This window comes from Nocardia sp. XZ_19_231 (assembly GCF_015355705.1).
GTDB classification, from domain to species: Bacteria; Actinomycetota; Actinomycetes; order Mycobacteriales; family Mycobacteriaceae; genus Nocardia; species Nocardia salmonicida.
In genome coordinates this window covers 1,256,780-1,273,831 of record NZ_JACUZI010000001.1, presented here as the reverse complement: position 1 = coordinate 1,273,831, position 17,052 = coordinate 1,256,780, and the positions used below count along the sequence as shown (strand labels likewise).

The window sequence follows — 17,052 nt, the reverse complement described above, 5'->3', positions numbered from 1 at the left end:
GCCGAGAGTGAGCCCGCGATGCCCAACGCTACCGCCTCCCCGCGCGATTCCTTCGCCCAGCGCCTGCTGATCGGCTCGGTGCGAAGATCCTATGACCCGGTGGTCGACATCGACTGGGCCGAACCTCTCGACCCGGCGAAGCTGTTCCTGCCCCCGCGCGTCATCTCGCTCTACGGCACCGAACTGTGGGACGCGATGACACCCGACCAGCAGCGCGAGCTCTCCCGCCAGGAACTGGCCAATGTGCTCTCGGTCGGCATCTGGTTCGAGAACCTGCTCAACCGACTGCTGCTGCGCGAACTGCTCCGCGGCGACCCCACCTCCGCGACCTCGCACTACACGCTCACCGAGATGGCCGACGAGTGCAGGCACATGATGATGTTCGGCAAACTCATCGAGCGCATCGAGGCCCGCCCGTACTGGCCGCGTCCGGCGGCGCGGCTCGCAATCACCGCACTGCCCGCCGTGCTGCACGGCCCGATGGTGTGGGTGGCGGCGCTGGTCGGTGAGGAGATCTTCGACGCGCTGCAGCGGCGGATGCTCGACGATCCCCAGTTGCAGCCGATCGTCGCGCGGGCCATGCGCGTCCACGTCACCGAGGAGGCACGCCACATCGGCTTCGCCAGGGACGCGCTGGCTCGGCGTGTGCCCGCGATGTCGGCGGGTGAGCGAGCCTATATCCGCCTGTGCGTGGCGGTGGCCGGACCGCTGTTCGTCTCGCTGGTCACCAACCGGCATCTGTACATTCGCGCCGGACTCGACGGTCGACAGGCACGCAGGGCCGCACTGCGTAATCCGAGGGCGCGGGAATCCAGGGCGGCCGGGGCGGCGGAACTGGTGACGTTCCTCGGTCAGCACGGGCTGATCGGATCGGTCGGACGTAGGCGGTGGCGGGCGGTGGGTCTGCTGTGAGCGTCGCTGTCATCGGCGCCGAATCCGCGGCGATCGTGCGCGCGCTGCGGGCGGCCGGTATCGCCGAAGTGAGTGTCTACGAACCGGTTCCAGCAGGTGATCCGTCTCGATCTCCGGTCGGCGGACAGCGCCGGACGCCTTGGACGTCACGGCACAGGTGGCTGTCTCGCGAGGATCGGCCGCTCCCCCGGCGCCTGGTCGATGTCAACGAACTCGTTTTCGACGAGAACGAGGACCACTGGCTGATCCACCTGGTCGGGGACGAGCCCGCCCAGGCGAGGGTGGTGATTCTGACCGCCGACACCACCCGGCGACTCCGCGTCGACTCCGCACCTGAAACCGCGGACCGTCCCGTCGGCGCCCGGACCGAGGGGGTCCGACTGCCGGTCACCGGACGCGAGGCCCGCACACTCGACGCGGCGTGGTCGCCCGCTCCGGTCACCTTTCGCGGCATCGCGACCCATGGCTTTCCGAACCTGTTCTTCGTCGGCGGTACCGAACCCGCCGTCCAGGAACCGTTGGCCGCACAGTCGGTCCGAGTCGATCTCGTCGCCACCTGGGTCCACGCGCTGCAGCGGCAATCGGGCACCCGGATCGAAGTGCGGGCCAGCATCCAGCACGAATACCACCGGCGGCTCGACCTGACGCCGAGCAAGCGTCGCCCGGGCCGGCCGAAACCCCACCATTTCGACATCACCGTCGCCGCCGACCGGCATCCGGATCACGACTACGCCGGACCGGCCCTCCTCGATCTACCCGGAGCCGAATACTCCGTCGTGGCCACCCTCACCGGCCACCTCGACCCGATCGACGGCCGCTACCACTGGTACGGCCGCCTCGATCCCACCGAGACCACCACCCTCCCCGAACCGACGCGCGCATCCGCCTTCCTCGTCCTACCCGGCCGCGAACCCGCGGCGGCGCACCTCACCGAACGTGACCCATGGGGCAATCTCCGGGTCACCGGCATCGGCACCCCACCCTTCGCGCTCGAGGCATAGCAGCAGCCCGCACTCACACCGTCGGTATGCTCGGTGACATGCAGGCACGGGCGATGGTGATGGCGTACGCGGTTCTCGCGTGCGTGCTGCCCGCCTTCGTGCTCATCTCCACGCCCGGCGGTGAGGCCACGCGCATGCTCGCGTTCGGCGCCGTCGCCGCCGCGATGGTGTGCGCGCTGGTCGCGGTCACCGGCCGCAGTCAGCTACCTGTTCGGGTCGCGTGCGCGGGCCCGCCGCGGTCGGCACAGCGCCGGTTGCGCGGTTCGTTTCTGCGACAGAGCAATCCGGATGCCGCCGGTCGTCCACGTCCACGAGCGCCGGGGATCGATCACTACTGACAGGTGCCGCGCCGTCGGCGCCGCCTGTCGGATTTCGTGATCCCACTCCCCTTTTCGTGCGTTCGCGCACGCTTCACGGACAGGTCGTCCCGTCATGCTCGATGTCGTCTATTTTCCCGTGTCCGCGGTCCTGTGGTGCTGGCACCAACTCTTCGCGATTCCGCTCGGCCCGGCCAGTGGTCTCGCGTGGCTGCTGGCCGTGGTCGCGCTGGTGGTCACCGTCCGCGCGCTACTCGTACGCACCGCGCTCCGGCAAGCCCGCTCCCAGCAAGTCCTGCGTTCCCTCCAACCGCAGATGGAGGCCATCCGCCGCACCCATCGCGACGACCCGCGCGCCCAGGCCGAGAAGATCCGGCTGCTCCATCGCGAACACGGCGTCAGCATGTTCGCCGGATTCGTCCCGCTGATCGCCCAGGGGCTGGTCTTCCTCGGCCTGTTCCATGTGTTGCGCTCGTTCGATCGGACCGGCACCTACGCGGTCGGCCCGTTCAGTTCGACGGACAGCCCACTGCCGGTGGAGGTCAACAGCGCCACCGCGAACTACCTGTTCGGCGCACCCGAGGTCCGCGCGTTCCTCGATGCCAGGCTGTTCGGCGCACCACTGTCGGCGACCCTCAGCGGCGCGGGCGAGGTTTTCGTCGCGGTCGCCGTCCTCGCCGTCCCGCTGGTGCTGATCGCCGCCCTCGCCACGCACTTCACAGCCCGACTCACCCCGGCGGTCGGAGACGGCGGCACGGCCGCGATCATGCGCACCCTGTCACTGTGGGTGTTCCCGGCGGGCGCGCTCCTCGGCGGCGCCATCCTGCCGGTCGTCGTGCTCACCTATTTCGCCACCAATGCCCTGTGGACCTGCGGCCAGCAGTATCTGATCCGGCGCACCCTCGCCGCCGAGGAATCCGCGAAGAAGGCGCTGGTCACCGCGGCGGCCCGCGCCGCCGCTCCACGACCGGGGGTGAAGCCACAGCGCCGGAAACGATGAATCACGGGGTGGACACTCGCGGCGGTTACCCTCGGGCGGGTGTCAGCGAATCCGGAGGCCGAACTGCTCGCCGTCTACGATGCCGAGGGGCTGGTGATCGGCGAGGCCGATCGCGGCACCGTCTACCGTGAGGGACTCTGGCACGCCAGCGCGGGCGTGCTGGTCCGGTCTGCCGACGGCGCTCGGGTGTACGTCCATCGGCGCACCGACACCAAACTCGTCTTCGCCGGCATGCACGACTGCCTCGCGGGCGGCGTGGTCGACGCGGGCGAGCACCCGTCCGACACCGCGATCCGCGAACTGCGCGAGGAACTGGGCATCGCTGTTCCCCCGGGCACAGTGCTTCCGTTGCGCGCCACCGCGTCCTGGGACGGTGACTGGGCGGGCCGCGCACTGCGCTGCCACCTGTTCGCGTACGAGTACCGCTCCGACGGTCCGATCGTCCACCAGCCGTCCGAGATCGTGGACGGCTGGTGGTGGACCGATGCCGAACTGCGTGCGCACCTGCGTAATCCGGCGTGGCCCTTCGTTCCCGACACGCGGGTCGTCCTGGACGGCCTGCTCACCGGAGGCGACGTGCCCCCGCCGCTCACCCGGTAGACGGAACCAGGTTCGGCAACTCGCCGATCGCCGCGATCAGTCCAGCGTGCGCAGGGATTCCTCGTCGCGAGCCACCACCGCGCCACCGTCCGCGGTGAGCACGATCGGCCGCTGGATCAGCTTCGGATGCTGGGCCAGCGCGGTCAGCCACTGCTCCCGATCCGCCTCGGCGCGACCCCATTGCGCCATCCCGAGGTCCTTGGCGATCTGCTCGCCGGTGCGGGTGATGTCCCACGGCTCGGCACCGAGGCGCGTCAGCACCGCCCGCAACTCCTCGACCGTCGGCGGATCGTCGAGGTAGCGGCGCACGGTGTACTCCACCCCGGCCGCATCGAGGTGCGCGGTGGCATTGCGGCTCTTCGTGCAGCGTGGGTTGTGCCAGATCTCGGTCTGCCCAGATGTCATATCGGCAGCGTAGTCAGGGGCCCTGCGGGCACGGCCGCACGTGGCGATACTGGAAACCATGAGCGACACCGCCTCCCCCGAGAATCCTTACGGCACACCGACGACCACCGGCCCGGAACCGCTGCGCTCCTATCAGGCCAAGCTCAACACCCTCATCCGCAGCCTGCTGAAGGTGCCGGTACTGTCCGGCGTCGTCGGCAAGCGGCTGGCCACCCTGCATGTGGTCGGCCGCAAGTCCGGCGCCGTCTACGACGTCCCGGTCGCCTACACCGTGCACGACGGCGCCTTGCTGATCGGCACCGCGCTGCGCCCGTGGGTGAAGAATCTGCAGGGCGGCGCGCAGGTGCGTGTGTCGCGTGGCGGCGCGCCCGAAACCTTCACCGCCACTGTCTACACCGACGAAAGCGACGTCATCGAACTGTTCGCGGTCATCGCGCGCGACAACAAGCAGAACGCGAAATTCAACGGCATCGGCTATCTCGCCGACGGCGAACCGTCCGAGGCCGACATCTACCAGACCTGGCAGCAGGGTGGCGTGGTCATCGGACTGACCCCGCACTGAGGCTACTTTCCGCCCTCGGTCGGGGTGACCTGAGCAGGTTGGTAGCCCGCGCCCGTGACGTCGACGCCCGCGGCTTTCAACTGGTCGAGAGCCTTGGTGACGTACTCGGTGGTGTAGGCGTCGGCGTCGGGGTCCTTGCTGAGAACCGTTGCGCCCTCGGCATTCTTGGTGTTCTTCGCGATCGAGACCGTGCGATCCCATGCGGTCTCGTCGATGGCGCCGATGCCAGCGGGTGCGGGCCAGATCAGCTTGTTCACCTCGTTGATCTGCCACTGCTGGTGTCCCGCGCCGAGCGTGGCGCCCGCGGCGACGGTGATGTCGCGGCACTTGTCGAGATTGTCACGGCAGAACGCCCAACCTTTCAGCGAGGCGACCAGGAACTTGACCGTCTGATCCTGGTACTCGCTGTCCTTCAGCTTCTCGGTGTTGGCCCACAGGGCGTCCTGCAGCATGGCTACACCCTCGTCGTTCCAGTCGATGGTGGTGAAATCGTCTGGGGTGTAAAGCTTTCCGGTGGCCGGATTCTTGGTTTCGAGCAGCTGGGCGTACTCGTTGTAGGACATGGCCTGGGCGGCGGCGATGTCCTTGGCGAGGAAGGCGTTCATGTCGAACTGCTGCTGGACCAGTTTCACGTCCTTGGCAGGGTCGATGCCGACCTTGGTCATTCCGGCGAAGAGTTCGAATTCGTTGCCGTAGCCCCAGTTTCCGACGGTCTTGCCGCGCAGCGCGGCGGGCCCGGCGATATTCTCGGATTTGAACGAGACCTGTTTGGTGCCCGATTTCTGGAAGATCTGCGCGATCTCGGTGATCCCGGCGCCCGCCTCCCGCGATGCGAGGGCCTTGGGCACCCACGCGACCGCGTAGTCGGCCTGGCCCTGGGCGAGCACCGTCTGCGGGACGATGTCGGTGCCGCCGTCGAGGATCTCGACCGACAGGCCCTGTTCCTTGTAGAACCCCTGGTCGACGGCGGCCAGGTAGCCCGCGAACTGCCCCTGCTTGAACCATTGCAGCTGCAAGGTCACCTTGGTGAGGCCGTCGGCGGTGGTCTCGGAACCACTGTCGGTGGTACTACAGCCGGTCAGCGCGGCGGCGGCCACGGCGGCCAGCGCCACCGCGGTACGCAACCGGAGTGCGGTCTTGCTCATGGACGGATCTCCCTCATCGGATCGTGGACAGCAGTGGGGTTCGGGGTCGGCGGGTGAGTTGTTCGAGCAGCAGGACGGCGGCCAGGAACACGAGGCCGACGCACATCGCACCGACGACGTAGGCCCACGCCCGCGGATAGGCGGTATTGGCGGCGGCGGAGGTGATCCGGCTACCGAGCCCGTTCTGCAGGCCGCCGAAGTATTCGGCGATGATGGCCGCGATCACCGCGCCGGGCGCGGCGATCCGCAAACCCGTGAACAGGTGCGGCAGCGCGGCGGGCACCCGCACGGTGCGGGTGATCTGCCAGCCCGACGCGGCGTAGGACCTCATCAGGTCGGCCTGCACCTTCGGCACCTGACGCAGCCCCCGCGCGGTGCTGACGAAGACCGGGAAGAACACGACGATGGTGACGACGAGCCGTCGCGGTGTCTCGGTGGTCGTGGAGTACATCGAGTTCAGCAGCGGTGCCAGCGCCACGATCGGCACCGCGGCGGCGGCTGCGGCCAACGGCGTGAGCAGCCCGTCGATCAGCTGGAACCGCACTGCGAGGACGGCGGCGGCCAGGCCGAGAAGTGTTCCCGCGACGAACCCGATCAGCGCGTTCGTGCCGGTGGCCAGGGAGGCATCCAGGATGCGGCCCGCGTTCTCGGCGAACTGCGCGGCGATCGCGCTGGGCGCGGGCAGCAGGAACGACGGCACGCCCGCCACCACGGTGAGCACCTGCCACAACGCCAGGACGACGACACCGACCACCAGTGGTGGCAGCCAGGTCTTCATCGCAGATCCTGTCCGTCGGCGGTCGTGTCGTCGTGCTCGCCGCGCAGTGCCGCGCGTACCGCGGCGACAGCGGCGAAGAACTCGCCGGAGGCGCGAACATCGTTGCCCGCCTGTCGATCCCAGCCACCGGTGGCCACGATGTCGCTGATCCGGCCTGGTCGTGCGGACAGCACCACCACCCGGTCCGACAGGTACACCGCCTCCGGAATCGAGTGGGTGACGAACACGACGGCGGCGCCGGTCTCCCCCGCGATGCGCAGCAGCTCGCCCTGCATGTGTTCTCTGGTCATCTCGTCGAGCGCACCGAACGGTTCGTCCATCAGCAGCAGCGACGGTTTGCGGGCCAGCGCGCGGGCGATCGCGACGCGCTGCTGCATGCCGCCGGACAGTTCGGCCGGGTACCGGTCGGCGAATTCGCTGAGCCCGGCCATGGCGAGCAGTTCGGCGCTGCGTGCCTTGCGTTGGGCTTTGGCTACCCGGTGCAATTCGAGGGGCAGTTCGATATTGGCGGCGACCGTGCGCCATTCGAGCAGGCCGGCCTGCTGGAACGCGATGCCGTAGTCCTGGTCGATCCGGGCCTGACGCGCGGACTTGCCGTGCACGGTGACAGTGCCGCTGCTCGGCGTCTCGAGGTCGGCGATGATTCGCAGCAGGGTGGACTTGCCGCAGCCCGAAGGCCCGATGAGCGAGACGAACTCGCCCGCCGCGACAGTGAGCGAGACATCGGACAGCGCTGTCACCGCCCCCGCGGCGAAGGTCTTGCCGAGGTCGCTCAGTTCGACCGCGGCAGCGACCGGTGACACCGGAGAGCCGGGATCGGTGACCGAGGTAGTCATGGGTACTTCACTCATCAGCCCTCGCTCGATGTGTCGGTGCCGGGCGGGTGGCTGTAGCGGCGCAGTGCCAGCTCCATCAGTCCGACCAGCGCGGTGAGGACGACGCCGAGCAGTGCGGCGGCCAGGACAGCGGCGTAGAGCCGGGCCGAATCACCGGTGGCCTGCTGGGAGAACACGATGATCTGGCGCCCGATCCCGCCCGCGGTACCGGTCGAGATCTCGGCGACGACCGCGCCGATCACCGCGGCCGCGACGGCCAGTCGTAGCGCCGGAATCAACGACGGAACCGCGGCGGGAAACCGCAAGCGCGTCAACGTCGCCCACCAACCGGCCGAGCAACAGCGCATCAATTCGACCGAAGCCGCCGACGGTGCCTGCAGCCCGCGCAGCATCCCGATGGCGATCGGGAAGAAGGCGAGGTAGGCCGCGATCACCACGATGCTCATCCACGGCCGCCACGGCTCGCCGCCGATGGACAGTTTGCCGCCCCATGCCACCACCAGCGGCGCGAGCGCGATCAGCGGAACCGTCTGCGAGAGGACCACATACGGCAGTAGTCCTCGTTCGAGCCAACCGAACCGCTGCATCGCGACCGCCAGGGCCACGCCGACCACAGCACCGAGCAACAGCGCCAGCAACGACAGACCCAGCGTGAACATCGCTGTGCGCAAGAGTGTTTCGCCGACGGTACTCTTGCCGTCCGCGTCGCCGAGCACGGTGAACACCGCCCAGACGTGTGGGAGAGCGCCGTCGCTGGTGCGAGGGAGTACGCGGGTGTCCGCGATGCTCACCCCGTCGGCGGGCACCAGCACCTTCACCAGCTCCCAGATCACCGCCACGAGTACGAACGCGCTCACCGCGTAGACCAAACGCAGCAACCGGGTTCGACCAGGGGTGGATGCTCGGATCTTTTGCGGCACAACGGCTGTCGCCGGATCGATGGTTACCGTGCTCACCGATGCACTCCCACCGGCCATCGTCCGGCGATACCGTGCGCGCCGGTGTTCGACGCCCGCACCAGCGTGAGATCGGCCATCACGACAGACCGGCCGCTTCTATCGCGGTGACCTGCTGATTCAGCCGCGGCAGCACCTGCTCGCCATAGGCCTCCAAAGTGGACGTTTTGGCATCGTGCTGCAGATACACCGCGAATTGGCCGACGCCGAGCTTCTCGAGCTCCCACAACCGGGCGAGCTGCTCGTCGGGGGACCCGATCAGGCAGAACCGGTCCACGATCTCGTCGGGCACGAAGGCGGCATGCGTATTGCCCGCGCGCCCGTGCTGGTTGTAGTCATAGCCCTGCCTGCCTGCGATGTAGTCGGTCAGCGCCGTCGGAACATCGCCGCCCGTACCGTATTTCGCGACGATGTCGGCGACGTGGTTGCCGACCATGCCGCCGAACCAGCGACACTGATCGCGGGCATGTTCCAGTCCGGCCTGCGATCCATCGGTGACATAGGCCGGCGCGGCGACGCAGATCTTCACCGACAGCGGATCTCGGCCTGCCGCCGCGGCCGCGGCACGCACCTTGCCGATGGTCCATGCGGTGATGTCGGGGTCGGCGAGTTGCAGGATGAACCCGTCGGCGACCTGCCCGGTGAGCGCGAGGGCCTTCGGTCCGTATCCGGCCACCCACACCTCGAGCCGCGAATCGCCGGCCCACGGGAACCGCACCTCGAGGTCACCGACGCGGGCACTGCGGCCGTTGCCGAGTTCCCTGATCACCTCGACCGATTCGCGCAGGGCGGCCAATGTCGTCGGCTTGTCGCCGACCGTGCGGACCGCCGAGTCGCCGCGTCCGATACCGCAGATCGTGCGGTTGCCGTACATCTCGTTGAGCGTGGCGAAGACGGACGCGGTCACCGTCTGGTCCCGGGTGGCCGGATTGGTGACCATGGGCCCGACGATCACCTTGCGGGTGGCGGCCAGGATCTGGCTGTAGATCACGTAGGGCTCCTGCCAGAGCAGGTGCGAGTCGAAGGTCCACACATGCGAGAACCCGTGGGTCTCGGCCACTCTGGCCAGTTCGATCACCCGCGACGAGGGTGGTGTGCACTGCAGGACGACTCCGATGTCCATCGGCACTCTCCGTTTCGGCAGTTGGTTTCTACAGCAGGTTCTGTGACAGGCCGCGACGGACGAACCGGCCGTGCCCGGCGCGACCGTGGTAGGCACCGTCGTCGACGATCACCCGGCCGCGGGACAGGACCGTGTCGACGTGTCCGTCGATCTCGAAGCCCTCCCACGCGGAGTGATCCATGTTCATGTGGTGGGTCTTGCCGAGCCCGATGCTGGTGTGGCCGTTGGGGTCGTAGATCACCACATCGGCGTCGGCACCCGGACTGATCACGCCCTTGCGCGGATACATGCCGAACATCCGGGCCGGGTTGGTGCAGCAGACCTCCACCCACCGTTCGAGCGAGATCCGCCCGTCCTTGACGCCCTGGAACAGCAGATCCATCCGGTGCTCGACCCCGCCGATCCCGTTCGGGATCTTGCTGAAATCGCCCACGCCGAGCTCTTTCTGGTCCTTCATGCAGAACGGGCAGTGGTCGGTGCTCACCGCGGTGACGTCACCGGTGCGGATGAACCGCCACAGCTCGTCCTGGTGCCCCTCGGCGCGCGAGCGCAGCGGCGTCGAGCAGACCCACTTGGCGCCCTCGAAACCCGGCGCGCCCAACTGTTCTTCGAGCGAGAGGTACAGGTACTGCGGACAGGTCTCGGCGAAGACGTTCTGCCCGTTGTCGCGCGCCGTCGCGATCTGTTCCATCGCCTGCTTGGCCGATACGTGCACCACATACAGGGGGGCACCGGTCAACTGCGCCAGCATGATCGCGCGATGGGTGGCTTCCTCTTCCATCTGCCACGGGCGGCTGGTGCCGTGGAAGTAGGGCGAGGTGTTCCCGCGGGCGAGGGACTGTTCGACGAGGACGTCGATGGCGATGCCGTTCTCCGCGTGCATCATCATCAGCGCACCGAGGTCGCCCGCGGACTGCATGGCGCGCAGGATCTGGCCGTCGTCGGAGTAGAAGACGCCCGGGTAGGCCATGAACAGTTTGAAGCTGGTGACGCCCTCGTTGACGAGTTCGCTCATCCCCTTGAGGGATTCGTCGTTGACGTCGCCGATGATCTGATGGAACCCGTAGTCGATCGCGCACTGTCCGGCCGCCTTGCCGTGCCAGTCGGCGAGGGTGTCCTGCACCCGCTGGCCCGGTTTCTGCACGGCGAAGTCGACGATCGTGGTGGTGCCGCCCCAGGCCGCGGCCCTTGTCCCGGTTTCGAAGGTGTCGCTGGCCTCGGTGCCGCCGAACGGCAGCTGCATGTGCGTGTGCCCGTCGACGCCACCGGGGATCACGTACTTGCCGGTCGCGTCGATCACCGTCTCGGCGTCGGCGGCCGGATCGGCGCCGAGCGCGGTCGAACCCGGTTGCAGGACTGCGACAATCGTCTCGTCTTCGATCAGCACGTCGAGCAACTGGGACCCGGTGGCACTCACCACCGTCCCGCCGTGGATGAAAGTGCGCATCAGGGGTTCACCAACGGTCCGTAGGCATCCGGGCGACGATCGCGATAGAACGCCCATCTCTCGCGAACGATCTTGATCAGATCCATATCGAGATCACGAACAACCAATTCCGGCGAAGTATCGGAGGCGACCTCGCCGACGAACTTCCCCTCGGGGTCGACGAAATAGCTCGTACCGTAGAAGTCGTTGTCGCCGTATTCGCTCTCGATACCGACTCGGTTGATCGCGCCGACGTAATACTCGTTGGCCACCGCCGAGGCGGGCTGCTCGAGTTTCCACAGATAACTGGAAAGCCCTCTCGACGTCGCCGACGGATTGAACACGATTTCCGCGCCCGCGAGGCCGAGCGCCCGCCAGCCCTCCGGGAAATGGCGGTCGTAACAGATATAGACGCCGACCTTGCCGACCGCGGTGTCGAAAACCGGCCACCCGAGGTTGCCCGGCCGGAAGTAGAACTTCTCCCAGAAGCCGGTCACCTGCGGTATGTGGTGTTTGCGGTATTTGCCCAGATAGGAACCATCGGCATCGATCACCACCGCCGTGTTGTAGAGCAGCCCGTCCATCTCGCGCTCGTACACCGGCGCCACGATCACCAAGTTCAGTTCGGCGGCCAGGGCGGCGATTCGCTCGGTGGTCGGGCCCGGTACCGATTCGGCGTATTCGTAGAACTCAGTGTCCTGTACCTGGCAGAAATACGGGCCGTAGAACAACTCCTGGAAGCAGATCACCTGCGCTCCCTGCGCCGCCGCTTCCCTGGCGTAGTCCTCGTGAACTTTGATCATTGATTCTTTGTCACCAGTCCAGCTGGTCTGGACGAGCGCCGCTCTGACGATTCCCATGCTTTGTTATACTGCACCTCCAACTGATTCTGTTGTGTTACAAGAGCGCGGAAACAGTTTCGGTGCCGTAAACGTTGGCGGTGCGCCCCGGATCGGCCGCGCACGACCCGCAGAATGAGCCGATGACCGAAGCCTCGCCGACCGCACTGCCCGCGGACTTCGCCGGGGACCTCGACGAACGAACAGCCGCCGGAATCGCCGCCGCCCTCGGCCGCCGCATCCGCTCCGGCGCGCTCGCACCGGGCACCCGACTGCCCACGGTGCGTGCGGTGGCCCGCGAACTCCGGGTCTCCCCCGCCACCGTCAGCCAGGCGTGGCGGGCGTTGGCCGCGACCGGCGCGATCACCGCGCGCGGTCGGGCGGGCACCTTCGTCGGGGAGAGGCAGGAGGCGCCGATCGGCCGGTATCAGCGCCTGCACTCGCCCTCCGACAATGCCTTTCGTGTCGACCTGTCCCGTGGCACCCCTGACCCGGCGCTACTGCCCGACCTCGCTGCCGCGTTGCACGCGCTCTCGCGCGATACCGCGCCGGGCGATCTGTCGGCGCACTATCTCGGCGAGGCGGTGCTGCCCGCTCTCGCCGCCACGCTGCGCGCGGACTGGCCGTGGCCGTGCGAACGGCTGACCGTCCTCGACGGCGCCCTCGATGCCGTGGACCGGCTGCTCGCGGCACACGTGCGTTTCGGCGATCCGGTGATCGTCGAGGACCCGTGTTTCCCACCGTTCCTCGATCTGCTCGCCCGCCTCGGCGCGCGCCCGGTCGCCGTCCGTCTCGACGAATCCGGTTTCCGGCCAGAGGAATTCGCCCGTGCCTTCGACGGCCCCGCACCGCGCGCGGTGATCCTGCAGCCGCGCGCCAACAACCCGACCGGCGCCTCCCTCGGCGCCGCCAGAGTGCGCGAGCTGACCGCTTTACTCGGCCCGCAGCCTGCGCTGATCATCGAGGACGACCACTCGGCGGGTATCGCCACCACCGCGCTGCGGTCGCTCGCCGCGCACTTCCCCGATCGCGGTGTCTACATCCGCTCCTACTCCAAGTCCCACGGCGCCGATCTGCGGCTGGCCGTCGCGGGCGGGCCCGCGGCACTGCTCGATCCGGTGGTCGAACGCCGGATGCTCGGGCCGGGGTGGTCCAGCCGGCTATTGCAGCGCGTGCTGTCGACGATGCTCCATGATCCCGATGCCCGCGCCACCGTCGCGAGTGCGCGAGTCGAATACCGCAGGCGCGCTACCGTTTTGCGTCGCGCACTCGCCCGGCACGACGTGATCGTGGCCGCGGGCGACGGCATCAATGTCTGGCTCCCGGTCTCCGACGAGAACGCCGCCATGATCAGCCTCGCCGCGGCGGGCATCAAGGCCGCGCCCGGCGGACCGTTCGAAGCGGGCGAGCGACCCGCCACCGACCATCTGCGGCTGACGCTGGGCGGCCTCGGCGATACCGACATCGCTTGGCTGGCCGCCGAACTCGCCGCCGCGGCCGCCGCCACCCCGACCTATCGGCGCATCCGCCGATCCTGACCCCTCACCGCGCGCTACATCGTGCGTAGGTCGAGCCACAGCTGCGACCACGGTCGAACCGGCTGGTCGCACCGCCAGATCGTCACATCACGGGTGGCGCCCTCGTAGCCGAGCCGGGCGTCGGATCGCCCGACCGGCGTCACCGACCCGAAGCTCTCGCGCAGTTCCTCGAGCTCCCCGCCGACGTAGAGAATCGTCGTCGCCGAGTCCGGCGGTGTGCCCAGGTAGCCGTACCCGCGATTGGGGCTGTACACCGCAGGCCAGCCGTACTGCTGTCGATAGGTGTCGAGAGCCCCTGCCTGCCAATAGGATTGGGCGACGATCACCACACGTGCCCGCTCGTCCTCGGGCAGCGCCCGGTAGGCGAGGTCGGTCGACGCGGCCAGGTCGGACCAGCCGAACTTGCCGTGCAGCAGCAGATCCACGCCACCGGTACTCGGCGGGATCGAGGATTCCGGCTGCCACGGCAGCGACAACGCCGCGAGGACCACCGACAGCCCGATCACCGGAACCGCGGCGATCCGCTGCCAGGTGACCCTGGCCTCGACCAGCCCGACGGCCCCGGCCGCCATCGCGACCGGATAGATGCCGACCGCGTAGTACGACCGCCCACCGGTCGCCAGGAACGCGACCACGAGCAATAAGACAACCAGGCCGAAGAACCGGTAGGGCCGCAGCGATTCGGCGCGGAACAACCGCACCGTGCCGTAGACCAGCAGGATCGCACCGAGCAACCCGGCCGCGAGCAGGGCGAGAGGCACGAAGGCCAACCGGCCACCGATCGCCTCCTGCTCCGCACTCACCACCGCTCCCATCTCGAGCTGCGGCCACCCGTTCGCCGCCTGCCACAGCAAGCTGGGCACCATCGCGACCGCGGTGATCGCGGCGCCGATCCACAGTGCGGGCCTGCGCAACAGATCGCGGGGTCCGTAGACGAGCACGCTGATCCCGACGCAGATCCAGAAGAAGGGAATGAGCCATTTGACCTGCATGTCGATCGCGGTGACGACCCCAGCCATGATCAGCAGCACATCGGCGCGAGTCCGGACCCAGCGCACGAGCAGCCAGGTGATGAGTACCCACAGCGGCCCGTCGATCGCATTGGTGGAGAGCTGGCTGCCCTGCACGAACAGAAACGGTGACGTCGCGTACGCGGCCGCGCTGATCAGCTGCGCACCGCGTCCGCCGCCGAATTCCCGCGCGATCGCCGCGGCGAGCACGATGCCCGCCACCGTGACGAGCAGTGCCGGAAGTCGCAGCGCCACCAGCGAACCGGGTGCGATCGAATCCATCAGCGCAGCGATCAGCGGCAGCAGCGGGCCCTGGTCTGCGTAGCTGACCGCCAGGTGGTGCCCGCCCGCCGCGAGGAAGTACAGCTCGTCGCCGAAGAAGCCGTACTGCCCGAGCACGGCGAACAGTCCGATCGCGGACACCAGCGCGATCGCGCCGACACCGAGCACCGCGAAGGGCGGAACCTCCCGTGTCGCACCGGGTTCCGTCGATTCCGTTGTCGTTGTCATCGGTCGTCGTCCTTACTCGTCACCGCGTCGTACATCCGGATGAGGTGCGTGCGGTAGTGGCGCACATCGAAATCAGGTTCCCGCACCGCCCGGTTCGCGATGCCGTCGATCGAGTCCCGGATCAGACGCGCGAGCACGGTCGGGTCGAAGTCGCCGAACTCGCCGGCGCGCTGCCCCTCGGCCAGCGCCGAGACCAGCGGCGCGATCATCTCCCGGTCACCGTCGGGGGTGTCGAATCGCAGCGAACCGTCCGGGCCGCGCAGGTTGAGCACGATGTCGCCGACTGCGGCGACGTAGCTCTTGTTGTCGTCGATGAATTGCAGATTCGACGACAGGTAGGCGTGCAGGACGGCGCGATAGCCGTCGGCGATCGCCGCGCTGACGAACGGCGACATGAACTCGGCACCGGAGACGAACAGCTGGATCACGACCTGTGACATCAGCTCGTCCTTGCCCTCGAAATGGTAGGAGATCACGCCCTTGGAGATCCCCGCGTGCTCGGCGATCCGGGCCAGGGACGCATTGCTGTACCCGACCTCGGAGATCACCTCGACGGTGGACGCGATGATCTGCCGCCGTCGCGCCTCTTCGATGAACGAGCGCTGTTGTCCATCCGGCTTGTTTTCTGGCCGCATGGTCAGAATTTAGCACGTACGGCCTGGAACCGCGCCCTAGATGACGTCAGCCTGGGCCGATACGGCAGAATGAGGGACCCCTCCCCCGGAAAGGCAGCAGTGGTGACGCTCGACATGGCACTCGGCGACGCAGTCGCGCGCATTTCGACGCCGTAGCGACCGACCGAGAGTCGGCGTCGCGTCCGACGTCGGCGTAGTCGAGTCACCAGTACCGTCGATCACCGGGAGCAGCCATGTCCACCATCGCATGGACCGAAGACCACAGTCAGTACACCGCCGTCTGGCATTCGGAGAACGGCGCGCCCGCACCGCGCATCGTCACCACCGCCGACGACCGGCTGTCGGCCGATCACGCGTATCGCCGCATCAGGGCGGGTGAGGCGCTGCTGTGGCAGGGCGATTACAACAATGGTCGCCAACTGTTACAGGCGCTGGGCCGACGCGCCGATCGCAAGCCGGCGAAGAAGCCCGCTACCGGCGATCTCGGCGCGCTCTACGAGCACGAACGGATCAAAAGGCGGACGCGGGCGGGCATTCTCGGCAGTCTGCTGATCCGCCTCGGCCCGGGCTACGACCTCGACCTGCGCCGGGCGCCCGACGTGGCGGCGGCGTGTACGGCGGCGTACGGCCCGGCAGCCGCCGAACGCGTGGTCACCTTCACCGAACTGCTCGGTGTGGTGAGCGCGTACCGCTGGCAACAGCAGGGTGTCGAAGTGCCCGCGCTCGGCGCGCGCGTGTACCCCGGCTACGGCGTATTCTCGCCCACCCGAAGCGAATACGTCGATCTCGTCGCCGACGCGCCACTCGATCCCGAGATCCGCACCGCGTTCGATCTCGGCACCGGCACCGGCGTGCTGGCCGCGCTGCTCGCCTCCCGCGGCGTCCCCGAGATCGTCGCCACCGATATCAACCCGCGGGCGTTGCGGTGCGCCAAGGACAACGCCGAACGGCTCGGCTTCGGCCGGACGATCGCCGTGACCGGGCCCGCCCTGTACCCACCCGGCCGCGCCGATCTCGTGGTGTGCAATCCGCCCTGGCTGCCCGGCGTGCCGACCTCGGACCTGGAACGTGGTGTCTACGACCAGGATCAGTCGATGCTCACCGAGTTCGCCCGTGACCTGCGCGCGCACCTCACTCCCCATGGCGAGGGCTGGCTGGTGCTGTCCGACCTGGCCGAACTGCTCGGCCTGCGCCCCGCCGACTACATTCCGCGCCTGCTCGACGACTCGGGTCTCTACGTGCTCGGCAAGCTCACCACACGTCCACGTCATCCCCGCGCGACCGATCGCGACGATCCCCTCGCCGCGGCTCGCACCGCCGAGACGACCACGCTGTGGCGATTGCGGGCCCGCTAGCGAACTCCTCTCGCCCGCCGATCGGCCCGAAAGCACAGAATTCTGTGTCGATCACACGACGAGCGGACCGGATCCGGTGGTCTCTCCCCACACGGGCCGGTGCG

18 protein-coding genes are annotated in these 17,052 nt (G+C 68.2%); 8 read left to right on the top strand and 10 right to left on the bottom strand.

Going from position 1 to position 17,052, the window contains the following annotated elements; genetic code table 11:
* Window positions 1-18: 18 nt before the first annotated feature.
* From IBJ82_RS05725 to IBJ82_RS05705, 5 genes are all read left to right on the top strand, one after another.
* On the top strand, window positions 19-912 hold the full coding sequence (locus IBJ82_RS05725) for a diiron oxygenase (RefSeq protein ID WP_194824827.1): 894 nt from the start codon (window positions 19-21) through the stop codon (window positions 910-912).
* On the top strand, window positions 909-1,913 hold the full coding sequence (locus IBJ82_RS35305) for a DUF4873 domain-containing protein (protein ID WP_194824826.1): 1,005 nt from the start codon (window positions 909-911) through the stop codon (window positions 1,911-1,913). The genes IBJ82_RS05725 and IBJ82_RS35305 overlap by 4 nt, the downstream gene beginning before the upstream one ends.
* 38 nt (window positions 1,914-1,951) lie before the next feature.
* Window positions 1,952-2,251: a DUF6412 domain-containing protein gene (locus IBJ82_RS05715; protein ID WP_228536452.1), complete on the top strand. Its 300-nt coding sequence runs from the start codon at window positions 1,952-1,954 to the stop codon at window positions 2,249-2,251.
* Window positions 2,252-2,345: 94 nt separating this feature from the next.
* Entirely contained in the window at window positions 2,346-3,230 is an 885-nt protein-coding gene (gene yidC / locus IBJ82_RS05710) for a membrane protein insertase YidC (protein WP_194824824.1), read from the top strand.
* A 39-nt stretch (window positions 3,231-3,269) separates the two neighbouring features.
* Window positions 3,270-3,830, top strand: a complete 561-nt coding sequence (locus tag IBJ82_RS05705; protein WP_194824823.1) for an NUDIX domain-containing protein — start codon at window positions 3,270-3,272, stop codon at window positions 3,828-3,830.
* Window positions 3,831-3,866: 36 nt separating this feature from the next.
* Here IBJ82_RS05705 and IBJ82_RS05700 read toward each other — a convergent pair whose 3' ends face one another.
* Window positions 3,867-4,235, bottom strand: coding sequence for an arsenate reductase family protein (locus IBJ82_RS05700; protein ID WP_194824822.1), 369 nt, complete (start codon window positions 4,233-4,235; stop codon window positions 3,867-3,869).
* Window positions 4,236-4,293: 58 nt separating this feature from the next.
* Here IBJ82_RS05700 and IBJ82_RS05695 point away from each other — a divergent pair, with 58 nt between their 5' ends.
* Complete coding sequence (locus IBJ82_RS05695) at window positions 4,294-4,797, top strand: nitroreductase/quinone reductase family protein (protein ID WP_194824821.1); 504 nt, start codon at window positions 4,294-4,296, stop codon at window positions 4,795-4,797.
* Window positions 4,798-4,799: 2 nt separating this feature from the next.
* Here the strand turns inward: IBJ82_RS05695 and IBJ82_RS05690 are convergent, their stop codons facing one another.
* The 7 genes from IBJ82_RS05690 to IBJ82_RS05660 all read right to left on the bottom strand — a co-directional run bounded on the left by IBJ82_RS05690 (window position 4,800) and on the right by IBJ82_RS05660 (window position 11,921).
* Window positions 4,800-5,942: an ABC transporter substrate-binding protein gene (locus tag IBJ82_RS05690; protein ID WP_194824820.1), complete on the bottom strand. Its 1,143-nt coding sequence runs from the start codon at window positions 5,940-5,942 to the stop codon at window positions 4,800-4,802.
* Window positions 5,943-5,955: 13 nt separating this feature from the next.
* Window positions 5,956-6,720 (bottom strand): ABC transporter permease, encoded by a 765-nt coding sequence (locus IBJ82_RS05685; RefSeq protein WP_194824819.1) that lies wholly within the window; start codon window positions 6,718-6,720, stop codon window positions 5,956-5,958.
* A complete protein-coding gene (locus IBJ82_RS05680; protein ID WP_228536451.1) occupies window positions 6,717-7,571 on the bottom strand; it encodes an ABC transporter ATP-binding protein in 855 nt (284 codons plus the stop codon). The genes IBJ82_RS05685 and IBJ82_RS05680 overlap by 4 nt, the downstream gene beginning before the upstream one ends.
* The gene (locus tag IBJ82_RS05675; RefSeq protein ID WP_370585161.1) at window positions 7,571-8,512 is read right to left on the bottom strand and encodes an ABC transporter permease; all 942 of its coding nucleotides are present in this window, start codon (window positions 8,510-8,512) and stop codon (window positions 7,571-7,573) included. The genes IBJ82_RS05680 and IBJ82_RS05675 overlap by 1 nt, the downstream gene beginning before the upstream one ends.
* 79 nt (window positions 8,513-8,591) lie before the next feature.
* Window positions 8,592-9,635, bottom strand: coding sequence for a TIGR03842 family LLM class F420-dependent oxidoreductase (locus tag IBJ82_RS05670; protein ID WP_194824817.1), 1,044 nt, complete (start codon window positions 9,633-9,635; stop codon window positions 8,592-8,594).
* Window positions 9,636-9,663: 28 nt separating this feature from the next.
* Entirely contained in the window at window positions 9,664-11,082 is a 1,419-nt protein-coding gene (gene hydA / locus IBJ82_RS05665; protein ID WP_370585160.1) for a dihydropyrimidinase, read from the bottom strand.
* Entirely contained in the window at window positions 11,082-11,921 is an 840-nt protein-coding gene (locus IBJ82_RS05660; RefSeq protein WP_194824816.1) for a nitrilase-related carbon-nitrogen hydrolase, read from the bottom strand. The genes hydA and IBJ82_RS05660 overlap by 1 nt, the downstream gene beginning before the upstream one ends.
* Before the next feature lie 122 nt (window positions 11,922-12,043).
* Between IBJ82_RS05660 and IBJ82_RS05655 the strand changes: the two genes are divergently transcribed.
* A complete protein-coding gene (locus IBJ82_RS05655; RefSeq protein ID WP_194824815.1) occupies window positions 12,044-13,438 on the top strand; it encodes a PLP-dependent aminotransferase family protein in 1,395 nt (464 codons plus the stop codon).
* Between the two features lie 14 nt (window positions 13,439-13,452).
* Here the strand turns inward: IBJ82_RS05655 and IBJ82_RS05650 are convergent, their stop codons facing one another.
* On the bottom strand, window positions 13,453-14,958 hold the full coding sequence (locus tag IBJ82_RS05650; protein WP_194824814.1) for a glycosyltransferase family 39 protein: 1,506 nt from the start codon (window positions 14,956-14,958) through the stop codon (window positions 13,453-13,455).
* Entirely contained in the window at window positions 14,955-15,593 is a 639-nt protein-coding gene (locus IBJ82_RS05645) for a TetR/AcrR family transcriptional regulator (RefSeq protein WP_194824813.1), read from the bottom strand. The genes IBJ82_RS05650 and IBJ82_RS05645 overlap by 4 nt, the downstream gene beginning before the upstream one ends.
* Before the next feature lie 233 nt (window positions 15,594-15,826).
* On the opposite strand from IBJ82_RS05645, the gene IBJ82_RS05640 reads away from it, so the two are divergent.
* Window positions 15,827-16,948, top strand: coding sequence for a class I SAM-dependent methyltransferase (locus tag IBJ82_RS05640; RefSeq protein ID WP_194824812.1), 1,122 nt, complete (start codon window positions 15,827-15,829; stop codon window positions 16,946-16,948).
* Window positions 16,949-17,052 lie beyond the last annotated feature (104 nt).